A 23,615-nucleotide genomic window follows, 5' to 3' on the forward strand; every position below is an offset into this window, starting at 1 on the left:
ATGAAACCGATGACCGAAAAGCACCTGGCGATCCTGCGCCGGCATATGGTCGAGATCGTCGAGATGCATTTCGACCTCGCGAGCGACGAGATCGGTACCGCGATGCTTGATCCCGCGCTGCGGCGGGCGCTCCTGGAGGTGCCGCGGCACCTTTTCGTGCCTTCTTCGCTCGCCGCACACGCTTACCAGGACGGGCCGCTGCCGATCGGCTTCGACAAGACGATCTCGCAGCCGTTCATTGCGACGCTGATGCTGCAGCTCGCGGGGATCGAGCCGGACACGCGCGTGCTCGAGGTCGGCACCGGGCTCGGTTACCAGGCGGCGCTGATGGCCGAAATGGGCGCCGAGGTATTCACCGTGGAGGTGGTCGAGGAGTTCGCCGAAGCCGCACAGGCGCGCTTCAGGGCGCTCGGCTACGAGGTGAAGGTCAAGGTCGGCGACGGCTCGCGCGGCTGGCCCGAGCACGAGCCGTACGACCGGATCATCGTCACCGCCGCCGCGCCGGAGCCGCCGGAGGAGCTGCTCGACGAACTGGCCAGGAACGGACGGATGGTGATCCCGCTCGGCGGCCAGGAAGTGCAGGTCCTCAGCGTGGTCGACAAGAATGCCAATGGCGGAACGAGCGCGCGCCCGGTCATGCCGGTGCGGTTCACCCAGCTCGAACTCGTTGCCTGAAGGTGGGGCGGCCGGGGCTCCGTCCGCCCCTGAGATGTCTTACTGGCCGCCGGGCGCCCCGCCGCCTTGCTGGAAGCGCTGCATCATCTGCGCGCGGAATGCATCGCGCTCGGCCTTGGTCAACTTGCCGTCATGGTCGGCGTCCTGCATTCCGAAGCGGCGCACCTGCCCTGCGACGTAATCGTCCTTGCTCATCGGGCCGGGCTCGCCGCCGCCGAAGCGTCGGCCACCATTCGGCTGTTCGTCGGTCGACAGCGAACCGTCGTGGTTGGCGTCGAGCTGCGCAAAACGGTCGGCAGCGTTCTTCTCGACGTCCGCCTGCGTGACGGTGGCATCGCCATAGGGGTCCGGCGGCGGGCCGCCCTGCGCGAGCGCCGGCACCGAAATGGCCGCGGCAAAGGCCGCCGCCGTGATCGTCAAGGTTTTCATGTCGGTCGTTCTCTCCGTTCGCGGCGGATCGCCGCTCATCCATGCCCCGAACGCCAAGAATAACACGCCTTACGCACTGCGGAGCCGGGTTCCGTGTCGCAATTTGTCGTAATGCGAGGAGCTAGAGCCAGCCCTGCTGGCGATACCACGCGGCCGTGGCTTTCAGGCCCTCCAGCGTCGCTACCTCCGGCTGCCACAGCTTCTGCGGCGGCCGCTTGCCGGGCCGGCACACCCAATCGGGATGGGCCATGTAGCCGACTCGGTCGGGCGTCAGCCTGGCCCTGCGGCCCCGGACAGCCTTGTCGAGCCGTGCCAGCCGCTCGAGCATCGGCTTCGAGAGGTGCGGCACCCACGGGCGGCGGCCGACGGCCCAACCGATCGCGCGAGCCAGCTCACGGTGGCTCCAGCCTTCGGGCTTGCCGTCGTCGGGTTCGAACGTGTGCTGCGTCGCCCGTTCGCCTGAAGGCGCGAGGGCGAGCAGCAACCGGGCGAGGTCGGCAACGTGTATGATCGACATGCGCCCCGGCGGCGGCATCGGCACCACGCCCCAGCGCGCGGCGCGGAAGATTTCGAACATCTCGCGGTCGCGCGGGCCGTAGATCGCCGGCGGGCGGACGATCGTCCAGTCGAGCCCGCTGGCCTTGACCAACTTCTCGGCATGCGCCTTCGAGGCGCCGTACTTCGACAGTTTCGGCTCGCGGGCGGCGAGCGAGGAGACGAACACGAAGCGCGGAACGCCCGAGGCCACGGTGGCTTCAATCAGCGCCAGGGTGCCTTCGACATTGCCAAGGTGGAAGCCCATCGGATCGTGCGTGTTGACCACTCCGGCGACATGGATCACCGCTTCGGCATTCTTCACCAGCGTCGCCAGCGCCCTGCGGTCGTGGAGGTCGCCTGCGACCCACTCGATGCCATCAGTCTTTTCCTGCGGACGGCGGGTGAGCGCGCGGACCTCCAATCCATTCGCGCTCGCCTGTTCGAGCAGAGCGCGACCCACGAAACCGGTCGCGCCGGTCACCGCCAGAGTCACAGTAACACCAGCTGATCGCGATGGATTACCGCCGCGCGCGGGGCGTAGCCGAGCAGAGCTTCGAGCTCGTCGCTGCGGCGGCCGAGGATGCTAGCCACCTCGGCGGCAGTGTATTCGACCAAGCCTTGGGCAATAGGCTTGCCCTCCCCATCCCGCACAGCGACGGGGTCGCCGCGCGCGAAATCCCCTTCGACGGCCGTGATTCCGGTCGCAAGAAGGCTGCCGCCGCGGCCGAGGGCCGCCGCACAGCCAGCGTCGACGGTCACCGAACCGCGCATCCGCTGACGTCCGCCAAGCCACGCCTTGCGCGCGGCATCGCGGCGCTTGGGCAGGAACAGCGTGCCGATGCCCTCGCCTGCCAGCGCGCGTGCCAGCGGTGCCTCGTGGGTGCCGTTGACGATCGCGAGCGCGATCCCCGCCCGCTCGGCGATCTCGGCGGCCTGCAGCTTCGAGGTCATCCCGCCCGAGCCGAGGCCCGAGCCCGAAGCTTTGCTGGCCATCGCGTGGATGCCGGCCGTGACGCCTTCGACGCGCGGCAGCAATTGCGCGCCGGTGACGGTCGGGTCGCGGTCGTAGAGGCCATCGACGTCGGACAGCAGCACCACGGCGTCGGCGGCCGCCGCCTGGGCCACGCGCGCGGCAAGGCGGTCGTTATCGCCGAAGCGAATTTCCTCGGTGGCGACCGAATCGTTCTCGTTGATCACCGGCACCGCACCGGCCTTGAGCAGCCGGGCGAGCGTCGCCGCGGCGTTGAGGTAGCGGCGGCGGTCCTCGAGGTCTTCGATGGTGACGAGCAGCTGGGCGGCGGCGATGCCGTGGGCCGCGAGCCGCTCCGCCCACAGCGAGGCGAGCGCGATCTGCCCGACCGCGGCCGCGGCTTGCGCATCGGCGAGGCTGCCGCGCCCGCCTTTCGCCAGCCCCAGCCGCGCGGCGCCGAGCGCGATCGCGCCGGAACTCACCACGATCACCTCTTGCCCGCGGCCGCGCGCTTCGGCCAGCTCGCGAACGAGGCTGTCGAGCCAGGTCCCGCGCACCGCCCCGTCGCGGCCGACGAGCAGCGACGAGCCCACCTTGACGACAAGGCGCGGCGCCAGCTTGGGCGAGGTCAGATCGGCAAGGCGGTCAATCGGCATGGCGGCGGGGCTTAGCGGACTGCCCGCGCTTTAGGAATACGGCCTTGAGGCAGGGCGAGTCAGACAGGCGACCAGGGCTCTTCGGGTTCGCCCTCGTCGACCGCGTCATAGGCCTGCCCGGACGTGGCCGTCTCGGGAAGGTAGGCGAGCACCGCGTCGAGGAGCGCTTCGACCCCGGCGCCGGTAGCGCCCGAGATCGGAAATACCTTGTCAGCTCCCGCTGCCTTCAGTTCGGCGGTGAACCCCGCGACGAGCTCCGCATCGGCAAGGTCAATCTTGTTGAGTGCGATCAGCGTCGGTTTTGAAGTCAGCACGTCTCCATAGGCCTCGAGCTCGGCCTCGATCACGCGCATCCCTGCGGCGGGATCGCTACCGGTAATATCGATCAGGTGGATCAACACCCGGCAGCGTTCGATATGGCCGAGGAAACGGTCGCCGATGCCGGCCCCCTCGGCGGCGCCTTCGATCAGGCCGGGGATGTCGGCGAGGACGAACTCGCGGCCCTTGTGACGCACCACGCCGAGCTTGGGAATCAGCGTGGTGAAGGCGTATTCGCCGACTTTGGCCTGCGCATTCGAAACCTGGTTGATGAAGGTGCTCTTGCCGGCGTTCGGTAGTCCCACCAGCCCGGCATCGGCAAGCAGCTTGAGCCGCAGCCAGACGGCCAGTTCCTGTGCCGGCATGCCCGGCTGGTGCTGGCGCGGCGCGCGATTGGTGGAAGTCTTGTAACTGGCGTTGCCGCGCCCGCCCATGCCGCCTTCGAGCAGCACGACGCGCTGGCCGACCTCGGTGAGATCGGCGAGCACCGTCTCGCGGTCTTCGTCGAGCACTTGCGTGCCAACCGGGACCTTGATCACCAGCGGCGGCGCGCCGGCGCCGGTGCGGTTCTTGCCCATCCCGTGGCCACCGCGCTTGGCCTTGAAGTGCTGCGTATAGCGAAAGTCGATCAGCGTATTGAGGCCCGCCACCGCTTCGAACACGATGTCCCCGCCGCGTCCGCCGTCGCCGCCGTCGGGGCCGCCGTACTCGATGTACTTCTCGCGCCGGAAACCCACCGCTCCCGGGCCACCCGCGCCCGAGCGGACGTAAATCTTGGCTTGGTCTAAGAAGTGCATGGTGGGGCTCAGATAGGAGTGCGCGGAAGGAAGCGCCAGTCAATCGCCGCGCGTTGCGCGGGCTGGCCCTTCGCTATCGCTCGGGAATTTCGACCGAAAACAGTTCCCCGGATTGTTTTCCGAGGTCGAAACTGGTGGAGCCGAGGGGGATCGAACCCCTGACCTCGTCATTGCGAACGACGCGCTCTCCCAGCTGAGCTACGGCCCCGTTCCAGTTTGTCTCGCGAGGGGTCCCCCGCGAAGAGCGCGCTCCCTAGCGAAAAGGGCTCGCGCTTGGAAGCGCTAAATGGGCGCCGCCGGTCGCCCTTCAATCCGCTAGCGCTTGGCGCCCGTCTGGTCGTTGGGCACCGGCTGCACGACCGGCGTCGAGCCGACCGCTGCGGGCACGTTGATCACCGGTATTTTCGCCCCGGTATCCGGATCGACGACCTCGCCGGCCAGAGCGGCCGCAGGGGTGCCGTTGAGCGCGGTGCCGATGCTCGGCTGCCTGTTCTGATGAACGGCGACGTAGCCCGGCTGCGAGGCGCCGTATTGCGCGCCCCACTTGGCGTCCCAGGCCGCGGATTCGACCCGGTAGCGATCATAGGCGTTGAAGAAGTCGAGATAGACCGCCTCGAACCGCGGCAGGGCGGCGGCGGCAAAGACCGAAAGGTCTTTCGGCTGTTCCTGCAGGTACTCGTTCGACACGGCCAGTGCGACGTTGCACATATTGGGGATCGCCGCCGGCGTGGCGAAGTAGTTGTAGACCTGCGTCATGTGCACTTCGCGCGCCTTGCGTCCGGCGGCGACCGAGCCTTCGGAAGTACGGTATTTCTTGTCGAGCGCGGTATTCACGGCGCTGAGCTTCTTGGCGTTCTTCTTGAGGAAGGCGCCGTAGCCGGTGAGGATCGCCTCGTGCTCGGCGGCCAGGCAATTGAGCGCCGCGACGTTCCACACCGAGCGCAGGTTCCAAATTGTCTCGTTGTCGTCGAGCCCGGTGTTGATCGTCTGGCGCACGCCGTCCGGTCCGAGCGGCGGAATCGTCATGACGTAGGTCGAGCCAGCCGGTGGGATCGGGCGGTAGGGAACGGCCTCGACCACCGGCGGGGGCGGCGGTGGGGGCGGAGGTGGCGGCGGAGGAGGAGGCGTAGCGCAGGCGGCCAGCAGGGCGAACCCCGCGGCGGCCAGCGCGTTGCTTACCGGAATTCGGCGAATGGTCAGCATGAAGTCGAATGCCCTCTCCTGAGCGTCCGCGAACGATGCCCCTGGCCACCTTTCGCGGACGTGAAGGCGCCAACTTAGACGGGCCTTCCGGCAAAGAAAACGCCCGGGGTGCGGTTGTGCACCCCGGGCGCGGCAAGTCGACTCGGCGCTGCGCTCAGCTGCGGTTGTTGCCCATGAAGCGCAGCAGGAACAGGAACATGTTGATGAAGTCCAGGTACAGCTGCAACGCTCCGAGGATGACCGCCTTGCCGGCCAGCTCGGTGCCGCGCAAATGACTATACTGCGCCTTCAATCGCTGCGTGTCGTAGGCCGTCAGCCCGGCGAAGATCAGCACGCCGAGAGCGCTGATCGCCCACATCAGGCCGGTCGACTGCACGAACATGTTGATCAAGCTCGCTATGATCAGCCCGACCACGCCCATGATCAGGAACGTGCCCATCGCGGACAGATCCTTGTTGGTGGTGTAGCCGTACAGGCTCAGGCCGGCGAACGCGCCGGCGGTGGCGAAAAACGTCGCTGCGATCGAAGTGCCGGTGTAGACAAGGAAGATCGTCGACAGCGACAGGCCCATTACCACGGCAAATGCCCAATAGAGCATTTGCAGCGTGGCCTTGCGGAAACGGTTGGCGCCGAAGCTCATCGCGAAGACGAAGCCGAGCGGTGCGAGCATGATGACCCACGCGAGCGGTCCGCCGGTAACGAACACTTGCGCAGCAGGCGAGTTGACACCGCCGCTCGAGAACAGCAGCGCGACGATGCCGGTCAGCAGCACGCCCGAGGTCATGTAGTTGTAGATCGACAGCATGTGCTTGCGTAGCCCCGCGTCGAAGACTTCGCGGGTGCGCGGGACGGATGCGCCGGAAAAGCCTTCGGGGGTACCGAAGCCCGGCCGGGTCCGCTGCGGATCATTCCAATTCGCCATTACAAACTCCATTCCGGCGCCGAGCAACGACAAGCCGGTACCGGCAATATCGCGACCGCGCGCCTAAACTTCAAGGAAAACCCTCCGCCAGGGTCAGCGCTGTCCCCGGGCTTCCGCGGCCAGCTCCGCCCCCCTATCGCGCGCCGCGCGCAGGGTTTCGGTGACGAGAGCGACGAGCGCGCCGTCGGCATCGAGGACATTGAGGCCCTCGCGGGTCATTCCGCCGGGGCTGGCGACGCGGTCGGCCAATTTTCCGGGGCTTTCAGTGGAGGCGGCAGCCAGCGCCGCCGCGCCTTCGACCATGGCCAGCGCCATGCGCTCCGCCTGCTCGCGTGGGAGACCGAGATCGGCCGCGGCGGAAGCGAGCGCGTCGATGAAGCGATAGACGAATCCCGGGCCCGAGCCGGTGAGCGCGGTGACCAGGTCGAACTCAGCCTCGCCGACCCATTCCGGCGTCCCGAGCGGGCGCATCAGCGCGAGCAGGACCTCACGTCCGCCCTCGTCGAGTCCGCGCTCGGCCAAGGCGATCGGCGCCTTGCCGAGCGCCACCGCGAGGTTGGGCATTACGCGGACGTGTGCAGCGGCCGCAGGAAAGCGTTCGGCGAGCGTCGCCAGTTCCACGCCGGCGAGCAGCGAAAGGATCGTCGTGCGCGGACCGGCCAGCCGGGCGACCTCGGGCGCCACAGCCCCGAGCATCTGCGGTTTCACGCCAAGCAGGATGGCGTCGAAATCCCCCGTTGGGGGCACCGCGTGGTGTCGCACGATGCCGTCCGGCAGCGCGCGGTCGCTCGGTTCGACGACCGTGAAGCGCGCGGGATCGAGCCCGCCCGCCAGCCAGCCTTCGAGCATCGCCCCGGCCATGTTGCCGCAGCCGACGAGAAGGATCGTGTGGAACGCCATGCCGACTGTCTGCCGGACGGTAGAGGCGCTGTCTATGCCTCGCCCGCGGCGTCGACGAGCGCAGCGTCGAGCGCCTCGCGCGGGCTCTTGTCGCCCCACAGAACGAACTGGAACGCCGGGTAGAAGCGGTCGCACTCCGAAACCGCCGCTTCGACCGCGATTTGCGCCATCGACAGGCTCAGCAACCCGTCCTCGCCGAGCATCAGCCCGTGGCGATAAAGCAGCACCCCGCCGCGCGACCAGATGTCGAAATGGCCGAGCCAGAGCTGTTCGTTGATCAGGCCGAGCAGCTCGAAGGCGTCGGCGCGCTTGGGATCGGGCACGCGGATTTCGGGCAGGCACAGCAATTGCAGCACCCGGTCTTCCGCTCGCCAGATGCAGCGCATCTGGTACTTGGTCCAGCTGCCCTGGATTTCGCCGCTGATCTCGTCGTCGCTGACGTACTCGCAGGGCCAGCCATGCGCTTCGAACAATTGCGCGAGCATTTCCACCGGCGCGGCGTCGTCGTCGTTGGTCATTGGCTCACGACCGGTATTCATGCGCGCCATCCCATCTGCTTCGGTCCCGCGCATCCCATGCTCCGGCGCGCCGCCCGCAATCAATTGATAACCATGCCGTCACCGGTGAAAACCCCGACTTGGCTGTTCACAAGGTGTGCAAAAGCGGCCCGCCCGCAGTGCAAAAGTGGCGGAAAACAGCCGCTCGCGCGTCACTTGAGAGGGGCCACTTCCTGGCCCTCGTCGCTAGTGAACTCGAACGCGCCGATCCCCTTCTTCTTGAGCGCGGAGACCGCCTTGTCGGCCTCCTCTTCGGTCTTGTACGGACCGGTGAGGAGGCGGCGAGTCTGCCCCCACTTGGCGGTGTAGGCCGCGCGCTTGGCCAGCAGGGCGCCCCCTTCGCGCTGCAGCCGCCGCCAGTCGAAAGCGAGCGCCTTGACGTCGCGCCCGGTCGCTACTTGCACCCAGAAGCGCTGGGGATTGGCCGGGGGCTTGGGCTTCGCCTTGGCCTTGGCTTCCTCGGCCCTGGCCGCCGCGCGAACCGGCTTGATCTTCGAAATGTCGATCGCCCCGACCGCCGGCTTCGCGGTCGCCGCATCGGGTTTCGCGAAGTCGGCGAAAGCCTGAGCGAGGCTGACGACTTCCTTCTGTTCCGGCACCCCGGCCGCCGCCGGCTGCGGAGAAGCCTGCTCGACCGGAGGCGCAAGCGGGGCCGACGAGGCCTGCGGATCGATGCTGGCGACCAGCACCGGTTTGCTCTCGGCAAGCTGGGTCGCAGAAGGTTGCACAGCGGCGGCGACCCGCTGCACCGGGGGGGATGGCTGCGACACCGGCGGCGGCGCCGGTTGCACGGGTGGAGCGAGTTGGGCCTGGGCCTGCGCGAGGGGCGCGTAGCTGACGCTGATGTCGCCCCCCTTCGCCTTGGGTCTAGTCTTGGACGCCCGCGCGGCCGGCTTGCGGTCCGCGCTCGCGCCGCGATCGCTCCGGCCCAGAGGCGCGCCGGTTGGGGTCAGCCGGGCATCGGGCGCGTTCGAGGCGACTTGGGGCGGCGTCGCCGAGCCGGAAAAGGCGGCGATCCGCGGATCGTCGCGGCCGATCTCGGAGGCCGGGGGAAATTGCCCGAGATTGGCGGCGGCCGCCTGCTGCGCGCGCGTCAGCCTGGGCATGTAGCGCAAGTAGGGCGCAAGTCGGCCGGAAATGGTCGCCGGCAGCATCGTCTGCGCGATCGAGACCGCCTCCTCGCCCTTGCCGAGGATTGCCAGCGCGAACGCGCGCGTGCGGTAAGCGGCGAGATCGCGCCGTTGCAGCAGCGGGAGCAGCGTCGCGTCGGAGGCGCGCTGGTCGCCCGCGATCGCCTGGCTTAGCGCGAGCCGGCGGGAGATCTCGGGATCGTTCCGCTGCGCCAGCGCCTGACGATAGAATTGCTGGGCGGCGAGGTTGTTGCCGACAAGGTCCATCGCCAGCCCGCGGTCCCCGGCAAAACGTCCCATTGGGGTGCCCGCCGCTTCGGCTTCGGCGAACAGACGAACGGCCGCGGCCGGGTCGTCCTGTCGCAGCGAAGTCGACGCCAGGCCTGCCTTGACCTCGCCGTTCTGCGGCTGGAGCGCGGCAGCCCGGCGGAAGAAGCCGAGCGCCGCTTGCGTATCGTCGAGCCCGAGCGATGCCCATCCGGCACGCAACAACGCCGGGACGTTGCCCGGAGTGTGCGACAGGTCCTTGAGTGCCGCGTTCAGCTCGCCCAGCGAAGCTGGCGGTGCCGGCTGCACGACAGGCTGGGAATAGCTGTTCTGCCCCAGCGCCGGCGCGCTTGCGGCAACGAGAGCGCAAGCGACGAGAACGGCACTCCGGCGCCGGAACATCGGGTCCGATAAACTGGCCATGCTCAACCCGCTAGTCACGCCCGCCTGAACCGCGTGCGAACGGGGCCCTACTGATTGTTCTGGCGCCCAAGGAAGCGCGGAATGCGCAGCGACGACGAGCCTTCGCTCTCCTCGTCTTCCTCATCGGGCGAGTCCGTGCCGGCGCGCGACAGGTTGGCCATTCGCTCGAACAGGGTGCTGCCGCCGGTCTTCGGCGGTGGCGGCGCATCGCCGTCCTGCTCATCCGATCCACCGCCCAGCAGACGACGACGACGGCCGCCCGCCGGTTGCGACTGGTCCGCTTCGGCGAGTCTGTCCGCATCGAGCAGGAGCTCGTCCTGCGGACCCTGCGGCTCCGGCTCCTCGGCGGCTTCGGTGGTCAGCTCGAGAGCGTCCTCGCTCTCAGGCTCGGCCGCGTAGCCGCCCTCCTCCCCCCATTCGTCATCGGCGCCGGCCGACACGCCTTCGACGTCGCGCGTAATCCGCGTTCCCGCCAGCGAGGCGAAGCCACCGCCGGCCGTCTCGTCCTCGGCCTCTTCTTCCTCTTCCTCGCCGTAGTCTTCCTCTTCGGCCGCTTCCTCGTCCTCTTCCTCGGCGTAGAGGCCGGCGTTCGGCTCGTAAGCGCCGGCTTCCGGCAACTGCGGGGTGTACGGCTCGGGCATTCGCAACGCGTCGCCCTCGTCCTCGGCCGTGGCTGCCGGCGCCTCGAGCTGCTCGCCGTAGCCGCCGCCGATCTCGTCCTCGCCCCAGCTGTCGTCGGCCATGGAAAGCTCGGCTGCCTGATCGGCCGCCGCCGCGTCCACGGCCAGCTCTTCCTCGGTCGGCAGCGGCAGGACAGGTTTCTTCGGCCCGCGGGCGCCCGACAGGTTGAGCGGTTGGTTGGCGCGCTCGAGCTGCTCGGCGCTCTGCTCGATTCCGGTGGCGACCACCGAGACCCGGATCTTGCCTTCGAGGTCGGGATTGAACGCCGAGCCCCAGATGATGTTGGCTTCGGGGTCGACCAGCTCGCGAATGTGGTTCGCGGCCTCGTCGATCTCGAGCAGCTTCATGTCCTCGCCGCCGATGATCGAGATGATCACGCCCTTGGCGCCCTGCATCGACACGCCGTCGAGCAGCGGGTTGGCGATCGCCCGTTCGGCGGCTTCGAGCGCGCGGTTCTCGCCCTGCCCCTCGCCTGTGCCCATCATCGCCTTGCCCATCTCTCCCATCACCGAGCGGACGTCGGCGAAGTCGAGATTGATCAGGCCGGGCATGACCATCAGGTCGGTGATCGAGCGCACTCCCTGCTGGAGGACCTCGTCGGCCATCTGGAACGCCTCCTTGAAGGTCGTGTCCGCCTTGGCGACCAGGAACAGGTTCTGGTTGGGGATGACGATCAGCGTGTCGACGTGCTTCTGCAGCTCGTCGATGCCGGCATCTGCCGAACGCATCCGCCGGGTGCCTTCGAACAGGAACGGCTTGGTCACCACTCCGACGGTCAGCACGCCCTTCCGGCGGGCCGCCTCGGCAATGACCGGGGCTGCGCCCGTACCGGTGCCGCCGCCCATGCCGGCGGCGATGAAGACCATGTTGACGCCTTCGAGGGCACGCTCGATTTCCTCGACCGTCTCTTCAGCTGCGGCGCGACCGACTTCGGGCCGCGAGCCGGCGCCGAGGCCCTGCGTGATATCCGGGCCAAGCTGGATGCGATGCTCGGCCACCGAGTTGTTGAGCGACTGGGCATCGGTGTTGGCGACGATGAAGTCGACGCCTTCGATCTCCGCCTCGATCATGTTGGCGATGGCGTTGCCGCCGGCACCGCCGACGCCGATCACGGTGATCCGCGGGCGCAGCTCTTCCACAGAGGGCGGGCCGATGTTGATGCTCATGTCGGTATTCTCCCGGGAAGGAGTGTGAAGAACTTGTCTTAACGCTTCTGCCACAAAGCGAATCGCCCGTGCAAAAGGTAAATGGCCTTATCCACAAGCGCCGACGCCGCGGTTCGGCCCCTAGAAATACTCTTTCATCGCGTGCCACAGCCGCTGGGCCATCGCAGTGGCTCCGTAGCGGCGGGTAATCTGGTGCCGGTGGCCGATCACGCGAATGTCGACGGGGTCCTCCGCCGCATAGAGCACGAGACCCGCGAGCGTGGCGAATCCGGGCACCGCGTGCGCCTCGGGCAGCCCCTTCAACTGCGGGGGACGGCCGATCCGCACCGGTTTGCCGAGCGCCGCCTGGGCGTAGTCGGCCAGGCCGGCCATTTCGGCGCCGCCGCCGGTAAACACGACCTGGCGGCTGCGCGCGCCGGCCTTGCTCGCAAAGCCCCCCGTGAACCCTTGGGCTTCAAGCGCGCGGCCAACGTCGCTGACCAGCCGGTCGAGTTCGCCGGTGATCACCGCGATCAGTTCGGAGCGCGGGATGCGATTCTGCTCGTCGGCGCCGCGCGCGGTGGGGCCGGCGCGGTCATCCCCGGGCGCGTTTACCGCGACGAGCTCGCGGTGATCGGCGGGGCTCGCGATCGCCGAGCCGTGGACGCACTTGAGGCGCTCGGCCTGGAAGCGGCGAATCCCGAAGGCGCTTGCGATCGCGTCGGTGATGTCGGCCGAGCCCATGGGAATCGCCGTGAGCCCCACGAGCATCCCCGCGGCGAACACCGCGACGTTGGTCACCTCGGCGCCGAACTCGACCAGCGCGACGCCCAAGTCGCGCTCTTCGGCAGTAAGACAAGCGTACCCCGCGGCCAGCGGCGACGCGACAATGCCCTCGACCTCGAGGTGCGCGTTCTCGACAGCCTCGCGCAAGTTGCGCATCGGCGCGCCGTCGGCGAGCATGGTGTGGACGTCGACCCCGAGCCGTTCGGCATGCAGCCCCTTGGGATTGGCGATACCCTCCGCCCCGTCGAGGAAATAGCACGCCGGCTGGGCATGCAAGACCATGCGCCCGTCGGGCTCGAGCGCATCGCGCGCCGCCGCGAGCAGCAGGTCGATGTCCTCTTCCTCGATCCGCCGCCCGCCGATCTCGATTTCTATCTGGCTGATCCGGCTGGCGAGCCCCGCGCCGGAAGCCCCGAGCCAGACGCTCTGCACCGTCAGCCCGGCGAGCTTCTCGGCCCGTTCGAGCGCGTCACGCACGGCGTAAGTCGCCGCGGCCATGTCGGTTACATAGCCGCGCTTGATCCCCTGAGCGGCGCGGTGGCCCGAACCGAGCACGGTCATCTCGCCGCTTTCGGAAATCCCGGCAATCATCGCCGAAATGCGGAAGCTGCCGATGTTCACGGCGGCGAAAACGCGCGCAATGTTCGCCATCAGGTCGTCCCCCCCTCGGCCACGGGCGGCTTGTTCTCGGCGGCACACTCGGGGCAGCGCATATAGATTCGCTCCGGCGTGCGCATGTCGAACGCCACCACCTTGCCGCCGATCAGCCGGTTGACCCCGTCGAGCCGGGCGAACTCGATCAATGCCTTGGCGCCCTCCTCGTCTCCCTGCGGCAGCGCCAGCACCTGACCGGTCTTGAAGGTCAGGTTCCAGCGCCGGTTGCCGATCCATTCCGCCGCGACGACTTGCGGACGAAGAGCGGGCGCGGCTTCGAGCAGCGCCGAAAGCGCCTCCACTTGCGATTGCGCGCCGGGGCCCGAAATCATCAGCATGCCCTTGGCCCTGGCCTCGGAAATGGGCTCAAGCTCGTGGCCAGTGGCGTCGATCAGCGCCAGCCGCCCTGGCTTGCGCAGCACCGCGTGCGGCGTTCGCTCGACGATGTCGACGACGATGCGGTCGGGCAGCTGGCGCGAGACGCGGGCGTCCTCGACCCAGCTCAGCGTCATGACCTTGGCGCGCAGCGCGGCGAGATCGACCTGGGTCATCGCCCGGCTGCGTTCACCCAGCACCTGGTCGTAGACCTTGAGCTCGTTGAGCCGCCTGGTCCCGCGCACATCGACGTTGGCGACCTTGAAGCCCGCGTTCGCGGCGCCATCGGCAACCTTCTGGTTGATCAGCAGCGTCAGGCCCGCGGCGCTGGCGACGAGCCAGGCGAGCGCCGCCGCGGCGAGGAGGATGGCGACCAGGAACGTCTTGTGCAGCTGCTCCTCGGTGAAGGGCAGCCGCCGCAGCAGCCCTCCGGCAGCCGACTGGGTCTTCTGCCGCGCCTGCCGTACCTGGCGCTTGGTGTCGTGGGCGCGGGCCTGGCGGCGGACCCCGGTGGCCTTGCGGCGGATCGTCTGCGCCATCAGCCGGCCTCCGCCGTTGCGGGCAGCTTGCCGAAGTGATGCAGGGCATCCTCGATGATGATCTCGACCAGTTCGCCGTACTCGATCCCGCAGTGCCGCGCCTGCTCGGGCACGAGGCTCAGCGGGGTCATCCCCGGCTGGGTGTTGGTCTCGAGCAGGAACAGGCCGTCTTCGCCGCGTTCGTCGTCCCAGCGGAAGTCCGAGCGGCTGCACCCGCGGCAGCCGAGCAGCCGGTGGGCCTGAAGCGCGTATTCGAGGCACAGGCGGGTGATTTCCGCAGGAATCTGCGCCGGGCAAACGTGCTCGGTCATCCCGTCGGTGTACTTGGCGTCGAAATCGTAGAACCCGCTCTTCGGCACCAGCTCGGTGACCATCAGCGCGCGGTCGCCCAGCACTGCGGCAGTGAGTTCGCGCCCGCGGATGTAGGGCTCGCACATCAGGCTTTCGAACTGCTGCCACGGGCCCTTGGCGTCGCGGCTGATCGGGTTGCCGTAGTTGCCCTCGGCGGTAACGATCGCCACTCCGACCGAGGAGCCCTCGTTGACCGGCTTGAGCACATAGGGCCGCGCCAGGGGGTCGCCGTCGTAGAGTTCCTCGCTGCGAACGATACGCCCGCCGGGCATCGGGATGCCGTGCGGCACCAGCGCGTGCTTGGTCAGCTCCTTGTCGATCGCGATGACCGAGGTGGCGAGGCCCGAGTGCGTGTAAGGCACGCCGATCAGGTCCATCATGCCCTGGACGGTGCCGTCTTCGCCGGGCACGCCGTGGAGCGCATTGAACACCACATCGGGTTTGCTCTCGTGCAGCCGCAGCGCGACCTCGCGATCCATGTCGATCCGCGTCACGCGATGGCCGCGTTCCTCGAGCGCCTTGGCGACGCCCTCGCCGCTCATCAGCGACACCGGCCGCTCGCTCGCCCAGCCGCCCATCAGGACCGCGACGTGGAGTTTGGGGAGGCGGCTCATGGGCGCCCCACCCGCTGGATTTCCCATTCGAGGCTCACGCCCTGGCTCTCGGCCACGCGGCGGCGGACTTCTTCGCCGAGGCCTTCGATGTCGGCGCTGCTCGCCTCGCCGGTGTTGATGAGGAAATTGGCATGCTTCTCGCTCACTTGCGCGCCGCCCACCGTCAGGCCGCGGCAGCCGGCGGCATCGACCAGGCGCCAGGCCTTGTCCCCGGGCGGGTTCTTGAAGGTCGAGCCGCCGGTCTTGGTCCTGAGCGGCTGCGATTCCTCGCGCGCTGCGGCGATGCGGTCCATTTCCGCGCCGATCGCCTTGGGATCGCCCGGCGTGCCGCGAAAACGCGCGGAAACGACGATGGCGCCGTCCGGCAGTGCCGAATGACGGTAGGAATAACGCAGCTCGCTCGCCGCCAGGCGCACGAGCTGGCCCTCGGGCATGACGACGTCGCAATCGACGAGGATGTCGGCCACCTCGCGCCCGTAAGCGCCGCCGTTCATCCGCACGAAGCCACCGACGGTGCCGGGAATGCCGCGCAGGAACTCGAGCCCGGCGATGCCGGCGTCGCGCGCCGTCGAGCTGACGAGAATGCCGCTTGCCCCGCCGCCGCAGCGCAGCTCGTGGCCGGGTAGCGCCTCGACCTGCGAAAAGGCCTTGCCGAGCCGCACGACGACGCCCGGCACCCCGCCATCCCGCACGATCAGGTTCGAGCCGAGGCCGAGCGCCATCACCGGCGTGCCCTCCTCGAGTCCGCCGAGGAAGGTCAGCAGGTCGTCGAGGTCTTCGGGCTCGAACAACCAGTCGGCCGCGCCGCCGCTCTTGAACCAGACCAGCTTGGCCAGCGGAGCGTTGCGGGTAAGCTTTCCGCGTACCTTGCCGCCGGCGAACCCGGCAGGCGCGACGGCGTCTTCCGACTGCGGAGCGCGGGTCCAGCCGCGCAGGTGCTCGTTCGGCTGGCGGCTCATGCGGCCAGATCCCGCTTGCCGGCGATCGCGGCGGCGAGTCCCGCGGCCCACTTGGTGATGTCGCCCGCGCCGAGGCAGACGACGAAGTCGCCCGGCTTGACCACTTGCGCCAGCTCCGCGGCCAGTTCCTCGGGCCCGGCGATCTCGCTCGCCGAACGGTGCCCGCTGGCGCGCATGCCTTCGACCAGGTGCGCGGAATCGACCCCTTCGATCGGCTGCTCGCCGGCGGGATAGACCGGCGCGGCGTAAACCACATCGGCGTCGTTGAAGGCGGTCTGGAACTCGCGCATCAGATCGCGCAACCGGGTGAAACGGTGCGGCTGGACGACCGCGATCACCTTGCCCCGCGAAGCTTCGCGCGCCGCGGCCAGCACCGCGCGGATTTCCACCGGGTGATGTGCGTAATCGTCGATGATCGTCGCCCCGGCCACTTCGCCGACGCGGGTGAAGCGCCGCCGCACGCCGCCGAACTGGGCGAAGCCGGTACGGATCGTGTCGTCGTCGCAGCCCATCTCCAGCGCCACGCCGATCGCGGCGAGCGCGTTCTGGACGTTGTGCCGCCCGGGCATCGGAATGAATACGTTGCTTATCCGCCGTTCCTTGCCGTCGCGGTCGCGCAGCACGGCGTCGAACAGGTTGCCGCCCTCATGGCTGCGGATGTTCTCGCCGCGCAAGTCGGCTTGGGCGGAAAGGCCGTACGTCAACACGCGCCGGTCGCGGACCTTGCCGATCACCGCCTGCACTTCGGGGTGGTCGATGCACAGCACCGCGAGGCCGTAGAACGGCACGTTCTCGATGAATTCGACGAACGCCTTCTTCACCGCGTCGAACGAACCGTAGTGGTCGAGATGCTCGGGATCGATGTTGGTCACCACCGCGATCGTGCCGTCGAGCCGCAGGAAGCTGCCGTCGCTCTCGTCGGCCTCCACCACCATCCATTCGCTGTCGCCCAAGCGCGCGTTCGAGCCGTAGCTTTCGATGATTCCGCCGTTGATCACCGTCGGGTCGATCCCGCCGGCGTCGAGCAAGGCGGCGACCATGCTGGTGGTGGTGGTCTTGCCGTGAGTGCCGGCGACCGCGACGGTCTTCTTGAGCCGCATGAGCTCGGCGAGCATCTCCGCGCGGCGGACCACCGGAATGCGCCGTTCCAGCGCGGCGGCGACTTCGGGGTTGTCGCGCTTGACCGCGGTCGAGGTCACCACCACGGCCGCATCGCCGAGATTGGCGGCGCTGTGGCCGATGAACACTTCGATCCCGCGTTTGCGCAGCCGTTCGACCGAAGCGCTCTCGCTCAGGTCCGACCCCTGTACGGTGTAGCCAAGGTTGCACATCACCTCGGCGATCCCGGACATGCCGATGCCGCCGATGCCGACGAAGTGAATCGTCCCGATGTCGGTGCCGACGCCCTGCATCAGCGCTCTCCGGCGGCGCGCTGGAGGTGCTGCGCCAGCGGCCCGAAAAGCGTGTCTTCGATATCGCGGTGCGCGGCCGTCGCACGGGCCGCGGATTTGCCCAGCGACTTGCGGTCGACACGGATCACGTCCTGGATCGCGGCGCCGCCGAAGCTCTCGACGAGGTCGGCAAGGTCGCGCGCCGCATTCGGGCGGCCGCAGTTCCACGCCGCGTGGGCTGCGGTGGCGAGCGTCTCGGGATGCTGCGCCATCGCCTGGATCTGCTTGGCCAGCTCCTTGGCGGTGAACTTGTACTGACGGATCGAGCGCGCGCCGCCGGCCTTGACCATCTCGCGCGCGTTGGCCGCCTGGTGATCGTCGGTGGCGATCGGCAGCGGCACGAGGATCGCCGGGCGGCCGACGTCGGTCAGCTCGGCGATGGTCGAAGCCCCGGCGCGGCCGATGAACAAGTGCGCATCGGCGAGGCGCGCCGACATGTCCTCGAAGTAGGTCCCGAGCTCGGCCGGAATGTTATGGCTGGCGTAGCGCGCGCGGACCGCATCGAGGTCCTCGGCGCGGCACTGCTGGGTCACCTGCAGGCGGCTGCGCAGCGCCGGCTGGAGCATTGCAAGGCCATCGGGAACGATCTCCGACAGCACGCGCGCGCCCTGGCTGCCGCCAGTGACCAGAACGCGCAGCAGGCCGTCCTGGGTGAACGCCGGAAACGGCTCGTCGCGCAGCGCCAGCACTTCCGGGCGCACCGGGTTGCCGACGAGGTGGACCTTCTCAAGGTATTTGGCCTTCAGCCGGTCGACATCCGGATAAGCGGTGGCGATGGCGTTGACCCGCCCCGCGAGCAGCCGATTGACCCGGCCGAGCACGGCGTTCTGTTCGTGCACGACCGAGGCGATGCCGGCCGATTTCGCCGCGAGCAAAGCCGGAAGGGCGGGATAGCCGCCAAACCCGACAACCGCGCTCGGCTCGAAGCTTTCGAACAGCCGCAGCGCCATGCGCCGGCCTTCCAGCACGGCGGCGATGCCCTTGGGCCAGCTGAGCGGGTTCTTGCCGAAGCGGCCGGCGGGCAGCACGTGCGCGGGCAGGAACTCGGGCTTCCCGGGGATTTCGGCGCCGCGCCGGTCGGTTATCAGCGCGACGTGATGCCCGCGCCGCTCGAGTTCGTGGGCGAGCGCGAAGGCGGGCGTCAGGTGGCCGCCAGTGCCGCCCGCGGCGAGTACGTAATGGCGCGTCACCGCAGCTTCTCCCGCCGCTCGAGCGCGCCGGCGAGGCCGAGGCCCTCGCGGCTGAGAAATGGATTGCGCCGGGTCAGCGCCAGCAACAGGCCCACGGTCAGGCACTGCGCGATGGTCGACGAGCCGCCGTAGCTGACCAGCGGCAGGGTCATTCCCTTCGAGGGGAACAGCTGCAGGTTGACGAGCACGTTGATGAACGCCTGCCCGCCGAACAGCGCGGCGAGGCCCGAGCAGGCGAGAACCGTGAACAGGTTCTCCTCCTCGACCAGGCGGATGATCACCTTGAGCACGATGGCCAGGTAAAGCAGCACGACCAGCGCGCAGACCAGCAGGCCGAATTCCTCGCCGATGACCGAGAAGATGTAGTCGGTGTGCGCCTCGGGCAGTTGCATCTTGCGCTGGCCGAGCCACAGGCCGGTGCCGGTCCACCCCCCGGCGAGAAGCGTACGGCTGGCAAGGTCGACCTGGTCGAACGCGGTGCCGCCGCCGAGGAAGCTGTCGATCCGGTGGCGAGCGTTCTCGTAGAAGAAATAGGCGAGCACCAGCGCGCCGACTCCCGCGCCACCGGCCATCATGATCTTCTTCATCGGCATGCCGGCGAGCATCGCCACGACGAGCCAGGCGCCGACGAACAGGATGGCGTCGCCGAGGTCGGGCTGGGCCATCAGCAGCACCGCGACGAGGGCCGTCAGCGCGCCGCTGATCGGGATCACCGGCAGGGTGGAATCGCGCAGCTTCCACGAGAGGATCCACGCCATCAGGATCGCGAAGGCGGGCTTGAGGAATTCGCTCGGCTGGAACCGCATGCCGATGCTGATCCAGCGCTTGGCGCCGTTGACCTCGCTGCCGACAATCGGGACCAGGACGAGGAACACCAGCATCGTCGCGCCGAGCACGATGCCGCCGCGGCGGGCGGTGTCGCGCGGGACCATCGAAATGCCGAGCATCGTGCACACGCCGACGAACTGCCAGCGCAAGTGCGCCCAGAGGAAGTAGAGATCGTCGAGCTTGCCGGCCGCGCCCGACAGCCGCCGGGCGCTCGCCGGTGAGGCGGCGGCGACGGCGATCGCGCCGAGCGCCATCAGCGCCAGCACCAGCGCCAGCAGCACATGATCGATCTCGCGCCACCAGACCCGCAGCTGCGCCTTGCGGGTCTGCTTGAAGCGCGGCGCGACCGGCGCGCGTTCGCCGGGGCGCGGGATATAGGGGCGCGCGGCGGTCATGCCGCAGGCTCGCGCTCGGCGACCTTGGCGCCGGTCAGGCTGGCGACAATGTCGCGAAAGCTGTCGCCGCGCGCCTCGTAATCCTTGAACTGGTCGAAGCTGGCGCACGCAGGCGACAGGAGGATCGTGTCTCCAGGCTTGGCGGCCGCCATCGCCCGCTGAACGGCTTCGCAGAGCATCTCGCAGCGCTCGACGTGCATCGCCGGTTCGAGGATGTCGGCGAAGTGCGGCCCCGCCTCGCCGATGGTGTAGGCGGCGGCGACATGGCCGAAGTGCGGCGCGCAATCGTCGAGATCGTCGCCTTTAGGCAGGCCGCCGACGATCCAGTGGACCCGCGGATAAGCCGCCAGCGCCGGAGCGGTCGAGGCCGGGTTGGTCGCCTTGCTGTCGTTGACGAAAGTGATCCCGCCGAAAGTGCCCAGCACTTCCATCCGGTGCGGCAGGCCGCGGAAGGTGGTCAGGCCGGCTTCGATCGCGTCGCCAGAGAGCCCCAGCTCGGCGGCAATGGCCGAAGCGATGGCGGCGTTCTGCAGGTTGTGCGGACCCTTGAGCCCGAGCCATCCCGCCTGCCGGTCGCGCAGCGCCGCCGGTTCGGCGCAAGTCGCGCGTCCGGCCGCGCGCAAAAGCGCCTGCTCGGCGTAGATCGCCTGGGTCGGTTCGTCGTCGCAACCGAACACGGCGAAATGCCTTTCGTCCTGCATCGCGAACAGGTGCGCCTTCGAGGCAGCGTAGGCGTCAAAGCTGGGATAGCGGTCGAGGTGGTCGGGCGTGACGTTGGTCAGCGCCGCCGCCTCGCAATCGAGGCTGTAGGTGAGGTCGAGCTGGTAACTTGAGAGCTCGAGAACGTAGATGCCGCCTTCCGGCAACGGGTCCTGGCCGAGGATCGGCAGGCCGATGTTCCCACCCATGGCGCTCGGGACGCCCGCCGTCTCCAACAGGTGGTGCACCAGCGCGGTGGTGGTCGACTTGCCGTTGGTGCCGGTAATGCCGACGACCTTGTGCCGCGGCAGGCTCGGCCGGGCGAGCGCGAACAGCTCGATGTCGCCGATCAGCGGCACGCCGGCCTCGCGAGCCCGGGCGGCGATCGGATGGGTGTTGAGCGGCACGCCGGGCGAGAGGACCACGCCGTCGAACCCGGCGAGGTCGATCTCGAGCGGATCGGCGATGGTTGCGATACCGGCCACTTCCTCGCGCGGGCCCGGGCGGCGATCCCAGGCGGTCACCTCCGCTCCGCTGGCGTGCAGCGCCTGGACCGTCGCCATCCCCGAGCGGGCGAGGCCGAGCACGGCGTAACGCTTCCCGGCGAAGGCGGGCGAGACGATCATCGGACCTTGAGCGTCGCGAGCCCGAGCAGCGCGAGCACGATCGAGACGATCCAGAAACGGATCACCACGGTCGATTCGGACCAGCCGAGCTGCTCGAAATGATGGTGGATAGGCGCCATGCGGAAGATCCGCCGCCCGGTTCGCTTGAACCAGAACACCTGGATCATCACGCTGGCGGTCTCCATGACGAACAGCCCGCCGACGATCAGCAGAACGATTTCATGGTGGCTGGCGACGGCGATCGCGCCGAGCGCGCCGCCGAGGGCGAGGCTGCCGGTATCGCCCATGAACACCGCCGCCGGGGGCGCGTTGAACCACAGGAAGGCGAGCCCCGCGCCCATGATCCCGGTGCACATGATCGCCAGTTCGCCTGCGCCGGGAACGTGCGGGATGCCGAGGTAATGCGAATAGTCGACGCGGCCGACGAGGTAGCAGATGATCGCGAACGTCCCGGCAGCGATCACCACCGGCATCGTCGCCAGCCCGTCGAGGCCGTCGGTCAGGTTCACCGCGTTGCCCGCGCCGACCATCACCGTTGCGGCGAAAAGGTAATAGAACGGCCCCAGCGGGATCACCCGGTCGGAGAAGAACGGCACGTAGAGATTGGTGCTGACCTGGCCGACGATGAGGTAGGCGGCGATCCCGGCGACGAGGAACTCGGCGAGCAGCCGCACGCGCCCGGAAACGCCCTTGTGGCTGCGCTTGGCGACTTTGTCGAAATCGTCGAGGAAGCCGATCAGCCCGAAGCCGCCGGTGACCGCGAGGCAGGCCCAGACGAACGGGCTCCTCAGGTCCATCCAGAGCAGCATCGAGATCAGCAGCGAGGTAAGGATCATCAGCCCGCCCATCGTCGGCGTGCCGACCTTGGCCTGGTGCGATTGCGGTCCGTCGCTGCGGATCGGCTGGCCCTTGCCCTGCCGCACGCGCAGCATCGAGATGAATTTCGGCCCGATCATCAGCCCGAGCGCGAGCGCCGTGAGCAACGTCGCCCCGGAGCGGAAGGTCTGGTAGCGGACGAGGTTGAACAGTCCCTCGAAGTCAAGCCATTGCGCCAGCAGGTACAGCATTCTCGAACGTCTAGCCTTCCCTGGCGGCGAAATGGGCAACCACCCGCGCCAGTCCGACGGAATTCGAACCTTTGACCAAGACGGCGTCGCCGCCGGCCAGGCCGAATTCCTCGAGCGCGGCGATGGCCTCACCCGGTCCTTCGCAATGGGCAAAGCGGAAGGGCTTGCCAAGCGGATTGTGCCCTCCTTTCCCCAGTTCGCGCGCGAGTGCGACCATCTCGGGACCCACCAGAATGGCGAAATCGACTTGCGCTTCGGCCAGCGGCTCGGCGAGCTGAGCGTGGAACGCGGGCGCGAAGTCGCCCAATTCCTTCATGCTGCCGAGCACGGCGATGCGGCGCGTAGCAGGGGTATGGCCGAGTTGCGCCAGTGTCGCCCGCATCGAGGCGGGGTTGGCGTTGTAACTCTCGTCGATCAGCAGCGCATGGCCGCCGGGGACGGCGATGCGGTGACGTGCGCCGCGGCCCTTGAGGCCGCCCATCTCGGCGAGCGCGAGCCCGGCGGCGCCCAAGTCGCCGCCCGCGGCGTAAACCGCGCCCATCACGGCTAGCGAGTTGGAAATCCAGTGCTCGCCCGGCTCGGCGACGGTGTAGCACAGCCGCCGGTCACCGAGCGCCGCCGTTACCAGCGAGCCGCCGTTGGCCGAAGGCACCGCGTCGAGCAGCCGCACGTCGGCTTCACGCGCCTTGCCGAAGGAGAGCACTTTCGCGCCGGCCTTCACCGCCGCATCGCGCAGACGCGCGAAATGGACGCTGTCGATCGGGATTACCGCGGTGCCCCCGGGCACCAGCCCGCCGAAAATCTCCGCCTTGGCGTCGGCGATCGCCTCCTCGCTGCCGAGGTTCTCGATGTGCGCCGGAGCGATGGTGGTGATGACGGCGACGTGCGGGCGGACCTGTTCGGTCAACGCCGCGATCTCGCCGGCGTGGTTCATGCCCATCTCGAACACGCCGTAGGCGCTCGCGCCCGGCATCCGAGCGAGGCTGAGCGGCACGCCGACATGGTTGTTGTAGCTCTTGACCGAGCGGTGTGCCGCGCCGTGGCTGGCGCGGTCGAGCGCGGTGAAGATCGCTTCCTTGACCCCGGTCTTGCCGACCGAGCCGGTGACCCCGATCACCGTGCCTCCGGCCCGCTCGCGGGCGAAAGCACCCAGGGCCTCGAGCGCCCTGGTGGTATCCTCGACCAGCACGTGCGGCCCATCGATCGGCCGTTCGACGAGCGCCGCGGCGGCGCCGTTGGCGAAAGCCTTGTCGAGAAACTCGTGCCCGTCGGAGCTCTCGCCCTTCAGCGCGACGAACAGGTCGCCGGGCCGCACTTCGCGCGAATCCGTCTCGACGCCGGCGACCTGGAACGGTCCGCTGGCGGTTCCGCCGGTCGCATCGGCAATTTCGGCGGCGGTCCACAAGGCCAATCGGTATCGGTCGGCGAGCTTGGTCGGCCACGCCAGGACCCGTTCGAGCGCATTCATTCC

The 23,615-nt window shown here is 68.6% G+C and carries 21 protein-coding genes and 1 tRNA gene; 1 reads left to right on the forward strand and 21 read right to left on the reverse strand.

Annotation, left to right across the window (positions count from 1 at the left end; translation table 11 throughout):
- Positions 1-9: 9 nt before the first annotated feature.
- Positions 10-675, forward strand: a complete 666-nt coding sequence (locus G7B69_RS05785) for a protein-L-isoaspartate(D-aspartate) O-methyltransferase (protein ID WP_207785960.1) — start codon at positions 10-12, stop codon at positions 673-675.
- Between the two features lie 39 nt (positions 676-714).
- Here G7B69_RS05785 and G7B69_RS05790 read toward each other — a convergent pair whose 3' ends face one another.
- The 21 genes from G7B69_RS05790 to G7B69_RS05890 all read right to left on the reverse strand — a co-directional run bounded on the left by G7B69_RS05790 (position 715) and on the right by G7B69_RS05890 (position 23,612).
- Entirely contained in the window at positions 715-1,143 is a 429-nt protein-coding gene (locus G7B69_RS05790) for an EF-hand domain-containing protein (RefSeq protein WP_166177062.1), read from the reverse strand.
- A gap of 82 nt (positions 1,144-1,225) precedes the next feature.
- Positions 1,226-2,134 (reverse strand): NAD-dependent epimerase/dehydratase family protein, encoded by a 909-nt coding sequence (locus G7B69_RS05795; protein WP_166177064.1) that lies wholly within the window; start codon positions 2,132-2,134, stop codon positions 1,226-1,228.
- Complete coding sequence (gene proB, locus G7B69_RS05800; protein ID WP_166177066.1) at positions 2,131-3,267, reverse strand: glutamate 5-kinase; 1,137 nt, start codon at positions 3,265-3,267, stop codon at positions 2,131-2,133. The genes G7B69_RS05795 and proB overlap by 4 nt, the downstream gene beginning before the upstream one ends.
- A gap of 59 nt (positions 3,268-3,326) precedes the next feature.
- Positions 3,327-4,382: a GTPase ObgE gene (obgE, locus tag G7B69_RS05805; protein ID WP_166177068.1), complete on the reverse strand. Its 1,056-nt coding sequence runs from the start codon at positions 4,380-4,382 to the stop codon at positions 3,327-3,329.
- 132 nt (positions 4,383-4,514) lie between these two features.
- A tRNA-Ala gene (locus tag G7B69_RS05810) sits at positions 4,515-4,590 on the reverse strand.
- A gap of 107 nt (positions 4,591-4,697) precedes the next feature.
- Positions 4,698-5,585 carry a hypothetical protein gene (locus G7B69_RS05815; RefSeq protein WP_166177070.1) on the reverse strand — a complete coding sequence of 296 codons (888 nt, stop codon included), beginning with the start codon at positions 5,583-5,585 and terminating at the stop codon, positions 4,698-4,700.
- A gap of 154 nt (positions 5,586-5,739) precedes the next feature.
- Positions 5,740-6,507: a Bax inhibitor-1/YccA family protein gene (locus G7B69_RS05820; RefSeq protein ID WP_166177072.1), complete on the reverse strand. Its 768-nt coding sequence runs from the start codon at positions 6,505-6,507 to the stop codon at positions 5,740-5,742.
- Between the two features lie 93 nt (positions 6,508-6,600).
- The gene (locus G7B69_RS05825; RefSeq protein ID WP_166177074.1) at positions 6,601-7,407 is read right to left on the reverse strand and encodes a pyrroline-5-carboxylate reductase family protein; all 807 of its coding nucleotides are present in this window, start codon (positions 7,405-7,407) and stop codon (positions 6,601-6,603) included.
- 32 nt (positions 7,408-7,439) lie between these two features.
- A complete protein-coding gene (locus G7B69_RS05830) occupies positions 7,440-7,946 on the reverse strand; it encodes a type III secretion system chaperone family protein (RefSeq protein ID WP_423717844.1) in 507 nt (168 codons plus the stop codon).
- A gap of 170 nt (positions 7,947-8,116) precedes the next feature.
- Complete coding sequence (locus tag G7B69_RS05835) at positions 8,117-9,784, reverse strand: SPOR domain-containing protein (RefSeq protein WP_166177078.1); 1,668 nt, start codon at positions 9,782-9,784, stop codon at positions 8,117-8,119.
- A gap of 47 nt (positions 9,785-9,831) precedes the next feature.
- Positions 9,832-11,631, reverse strand: a complete 1,800-nt coding sequence (gene ftsZ, locus G7B69_RS05840; protein WP_166177080.1) for a cell division protein FtsZ — start codon at positions 11,629-11,631, stop codon at positions 9,832-9,834.
- A 120-nt stretch (positions 11,632-11,751) separates the two neighbouring features.
- Complete coding sequence (gene ftsA, locus G7B69_RS05845; RefSeq protein WP_166177082.1) at positions 11,752-13,047, reverse strand: cell division protein FtsA; 1,296 nt, start codon at positions 13,045-13,047, stop codon at positions 11,752-11,754.
- Positions 13,047-13,964 (reverse strand): cell division protein FtsQ/DivIB, encoded by a 918-nt coding sequence (locus G7B69_RS05850; protein ID WP_166177084.1) that lies wholly within the window; start codon positions 13,962-13,964, stop codon positions 13,047-13,049. The genes ftsA and G7B69_RS05850 overlap by 1 nt, the downstream gene beginning before the upstream one ends.
- Entirely contained in the window at positions 13,964-14,929 is a 966-nt protein-coding gene (locus G7B69_RS05855) for a D-alanine--D-alanine ligase (protein WP_166177086.1), read from the reverse strand. Before G7B69_RS05855 ends, G7B69_RS05850 begins: the two co-directional genes overlap by 1 nt.
- Positions 14,926-15,888, reverse strand: a complete 963-nt coding sequence (murB, locus tag G7B69_RS05860) for a UDP-N-acetylmuramate dehydrogenase (RefSeq protein WP_166177088.1) — start codon at positions 15,886-15,888, stop codon at positions 14,926-14,928. Before murB ends, G7B69_RS05855 begins: the two co-directional genes overlap by 4 nt.
- Entirely contained in the window at positions 15,885-17,300 is a 1,416-nt protein-coding gene (murC, locus tag G7B69_RS05865) for a UDP-N-acetylmuramate--L-alanine ligase (protein WP_166177090.1), read from the reverse strand. Before murC ends, murB begins: the two co-directional genes overlap by 4 nt.
- Positions 17,300-18,529: an undecaprenyldiphospho-muramoylpentapeptide beta-N-acetylglucosaminyltransferase gene (murG, locus tag G7B69_RS05870; RefSeq protein ID WP_166177092.1), complete on the reverse strand. Its 1,230-nt coding sequence runs from the start codon at positions 18,527-18,529 to the stop codon at positions 17,300-17,302. The genes murC and murG overlap by 1 nt, the downstream gene beginning before the upstream one ends.
- On the reverse strand, positions 18,526-19,752 hold the full coding sequence (locus G7B69_RS05875; protein ID WP_166177094.1) for an FtsW/RodA/SpoVE family cell cycle protein: 1,227 nt from the start codon (positions 19,750-19,752) through the stop codon (positions 18,526-18,528). The genes murG and G7B69_RS05875 overlap by 4 nt, the downstream gene beginning before the upstream one ends.
- Complete coding sequence (gene murD / locus G7B69_RS05880) at positions 19,749-21,077, reverse strand: UDP-N-acetylmuramoyl-L-alanine--D-glutamate ligase (protein ID WP_166177096.1); 1,329 nt, start codon at positions 21,075-21,077, stop codon at positions 19,749-19,751. Before murD ends, G7B69_RS05875 begins: the two co-directional genes overlap by 4 nt.
- Positions 21,074-22,144 (reverse strand): phospho-N-acetylmuramoyl-pentapeptide-transferase, encoded by a 1,071-nt coding sequence (gene mraY / locus G7B69_RS05885; RefSeq protein WP_166177098.1) that lies wholly within the window; start codon positions 22,142-22,144, stop codon positions 21,074-21,076. The genes murD and mraY overlap by 4 nt, the downstream gene beginning before the upstream one ends.
- Positions 22,145-22,154: 10 nt before the next feature.
- Complete coding sequence (locus G7B69_RS05890; protein WP_166177100.1) at positions 22,155-23,612, reverse strand: UDP-N-acetylmuramoyl-tripeptide--D-alanyl-D-alanine ligase; 1,458 nt, start codon at positions 23,610-23,612, stop codon at positions 22,155-22,157.
- Positions 23,613-23,615 lie beyond the last annotated feature (3 nt).

Origin of the sequence: Croceibacterium segetis (assembly GCF_011320115.1) — a bacterium.
GTDB classification, from domain to species: domain Bacteria; phylum Pseudomonadota; class Alphaproteobacteria; order Sphingomonadales; family Sphingomonadaceae; genus Croceibacterium_B; species Croceibacterium_B segetis.

Coding starts and splice junctions, on each gene's coding strand:
- G7B69_RS05785 (WP_207785960.1), top strand. CDS start 10: ATGACCGAAAAGCACCTGGCGATCCTGCGCCGGCATATGGTCGAGATC.
- G7B69_RS05790 (WP_166177062.1), bottom strand. CDS start 1,143: ATGAGCGGCGATCCGCCGCGAACGGAGAGAACGACCGACATGAAAACC.
- proB (WP_166177066.1), bottom strand. CDS start 3,267: ATGCCGATTGACCGCCTTGCCGATCTGACCTCGCCCAAGCTGGCGCCG.
- obgE (WP_166177068.1), bottom strand. CDS start 4,382: ATGCACTTCTTAGACCAAGCCAAGATTTACGTCCGCTCGGGCGCGGGT.
- G7B69_RS05815 (WP_166177070.1), bottom strand. CDS start 5,585: ATGCTGACCATTCGCCGAATTCCGGTAAGCAACGCGCTGGCCGCCGCG.
- G7B69_RS05820 (WP_166177072.1), bottom strand. CDS start 6,507: ATGGCGAATTGGAATGATCCGCAGCGGACCCGGCCGGGCTTCGGTACC.
- G7B69_RS05825 (WP_166177074.1), bottom strand. CDS start 7,407: ATGGCGTTCCACACGATCCTTCTCGTCGGCTGCGGCAACATGGCCGGG.
- G7B69_RS05830 (WP_423717844.1), bottom strand. CDS start 7,946: ATGAATACCGGTCGTGAGCCAATGACCAACGACGACGACGCCGCGCCG.
- G7B69_RS05835 (WP_166177078.1), bottom strand. CDS start 9,784: ATGGCCAGTTTATCGGACCCGATGTTCCGGCGCCGGAGTGCCGTTCTC.
- ftsZ (WP_166177080.1), bottom strand. CDS start 11,631: ATGAGCATCAACATCGGCCCGCCCTCTGTGGAAGAGCTGCGCCCGCGG.
- ftsA (WP_166177082.1), bottom strand. CDS start 13,047: ATGGCGAACATTGCGCGCGTTTTCGCCGCCGTGAACATCGGCAGCTTC.
- G7B69_RS05850 (WP_166177084.1), bottom strand. CDS start 13,964: ATGGCGCAGACGATCCGCCGCAAGGCCACCGGGGTCCGCCGCCAGGCC.
- G7B69_RS05855 (WP_166177086.1), bottom strand. CDS start 14,929: ATGAGCCGCCTCCCCAAACTCCACGTCGCGGTCCTGATGGGCGGCTGG.
- murB (WP_166177088.1), bottom strand. CDS start 15,888: ATGAGCCGCCAGCCGAACGAGCACCTGCGCGGCTGGACCCGCGCTCCG.
- murC (WP_166177090.1), bottom strand. CDS start 17,300: ATGCAGGGCGTCGGCACCGACATCGGGACGATTCACTTCGTCGGCATC.
- G7B69_RS05875 (WP_166177094.1), bottom strand. CDS start 19,752: ATGACCGCCGCGCGCCCCTATATCCCGCGCCCCGGCGAACGCGCGCCG.
- murD (WP_166177096.1), bottom strand. CDS start 21,077: ATGATCGTCTCGCCCGCCTTCGCCGGGAAGCGTTACGCCGTGCTCGGC.
- mraY (WP_166177098.1), bottom strand. CDS start 22,144: ATGCTGTACCTGCTGGCGCAATGGCTTGACTTCGAGGGACTGTTCAAC.
- G7B69_RS05890 (WP_166177100.1), bottom strand. CDS start 23,612: ATGAATGCGCTCGAACGGGTCCTGGCGTGGCCGACCAAGCTCGCCGAC.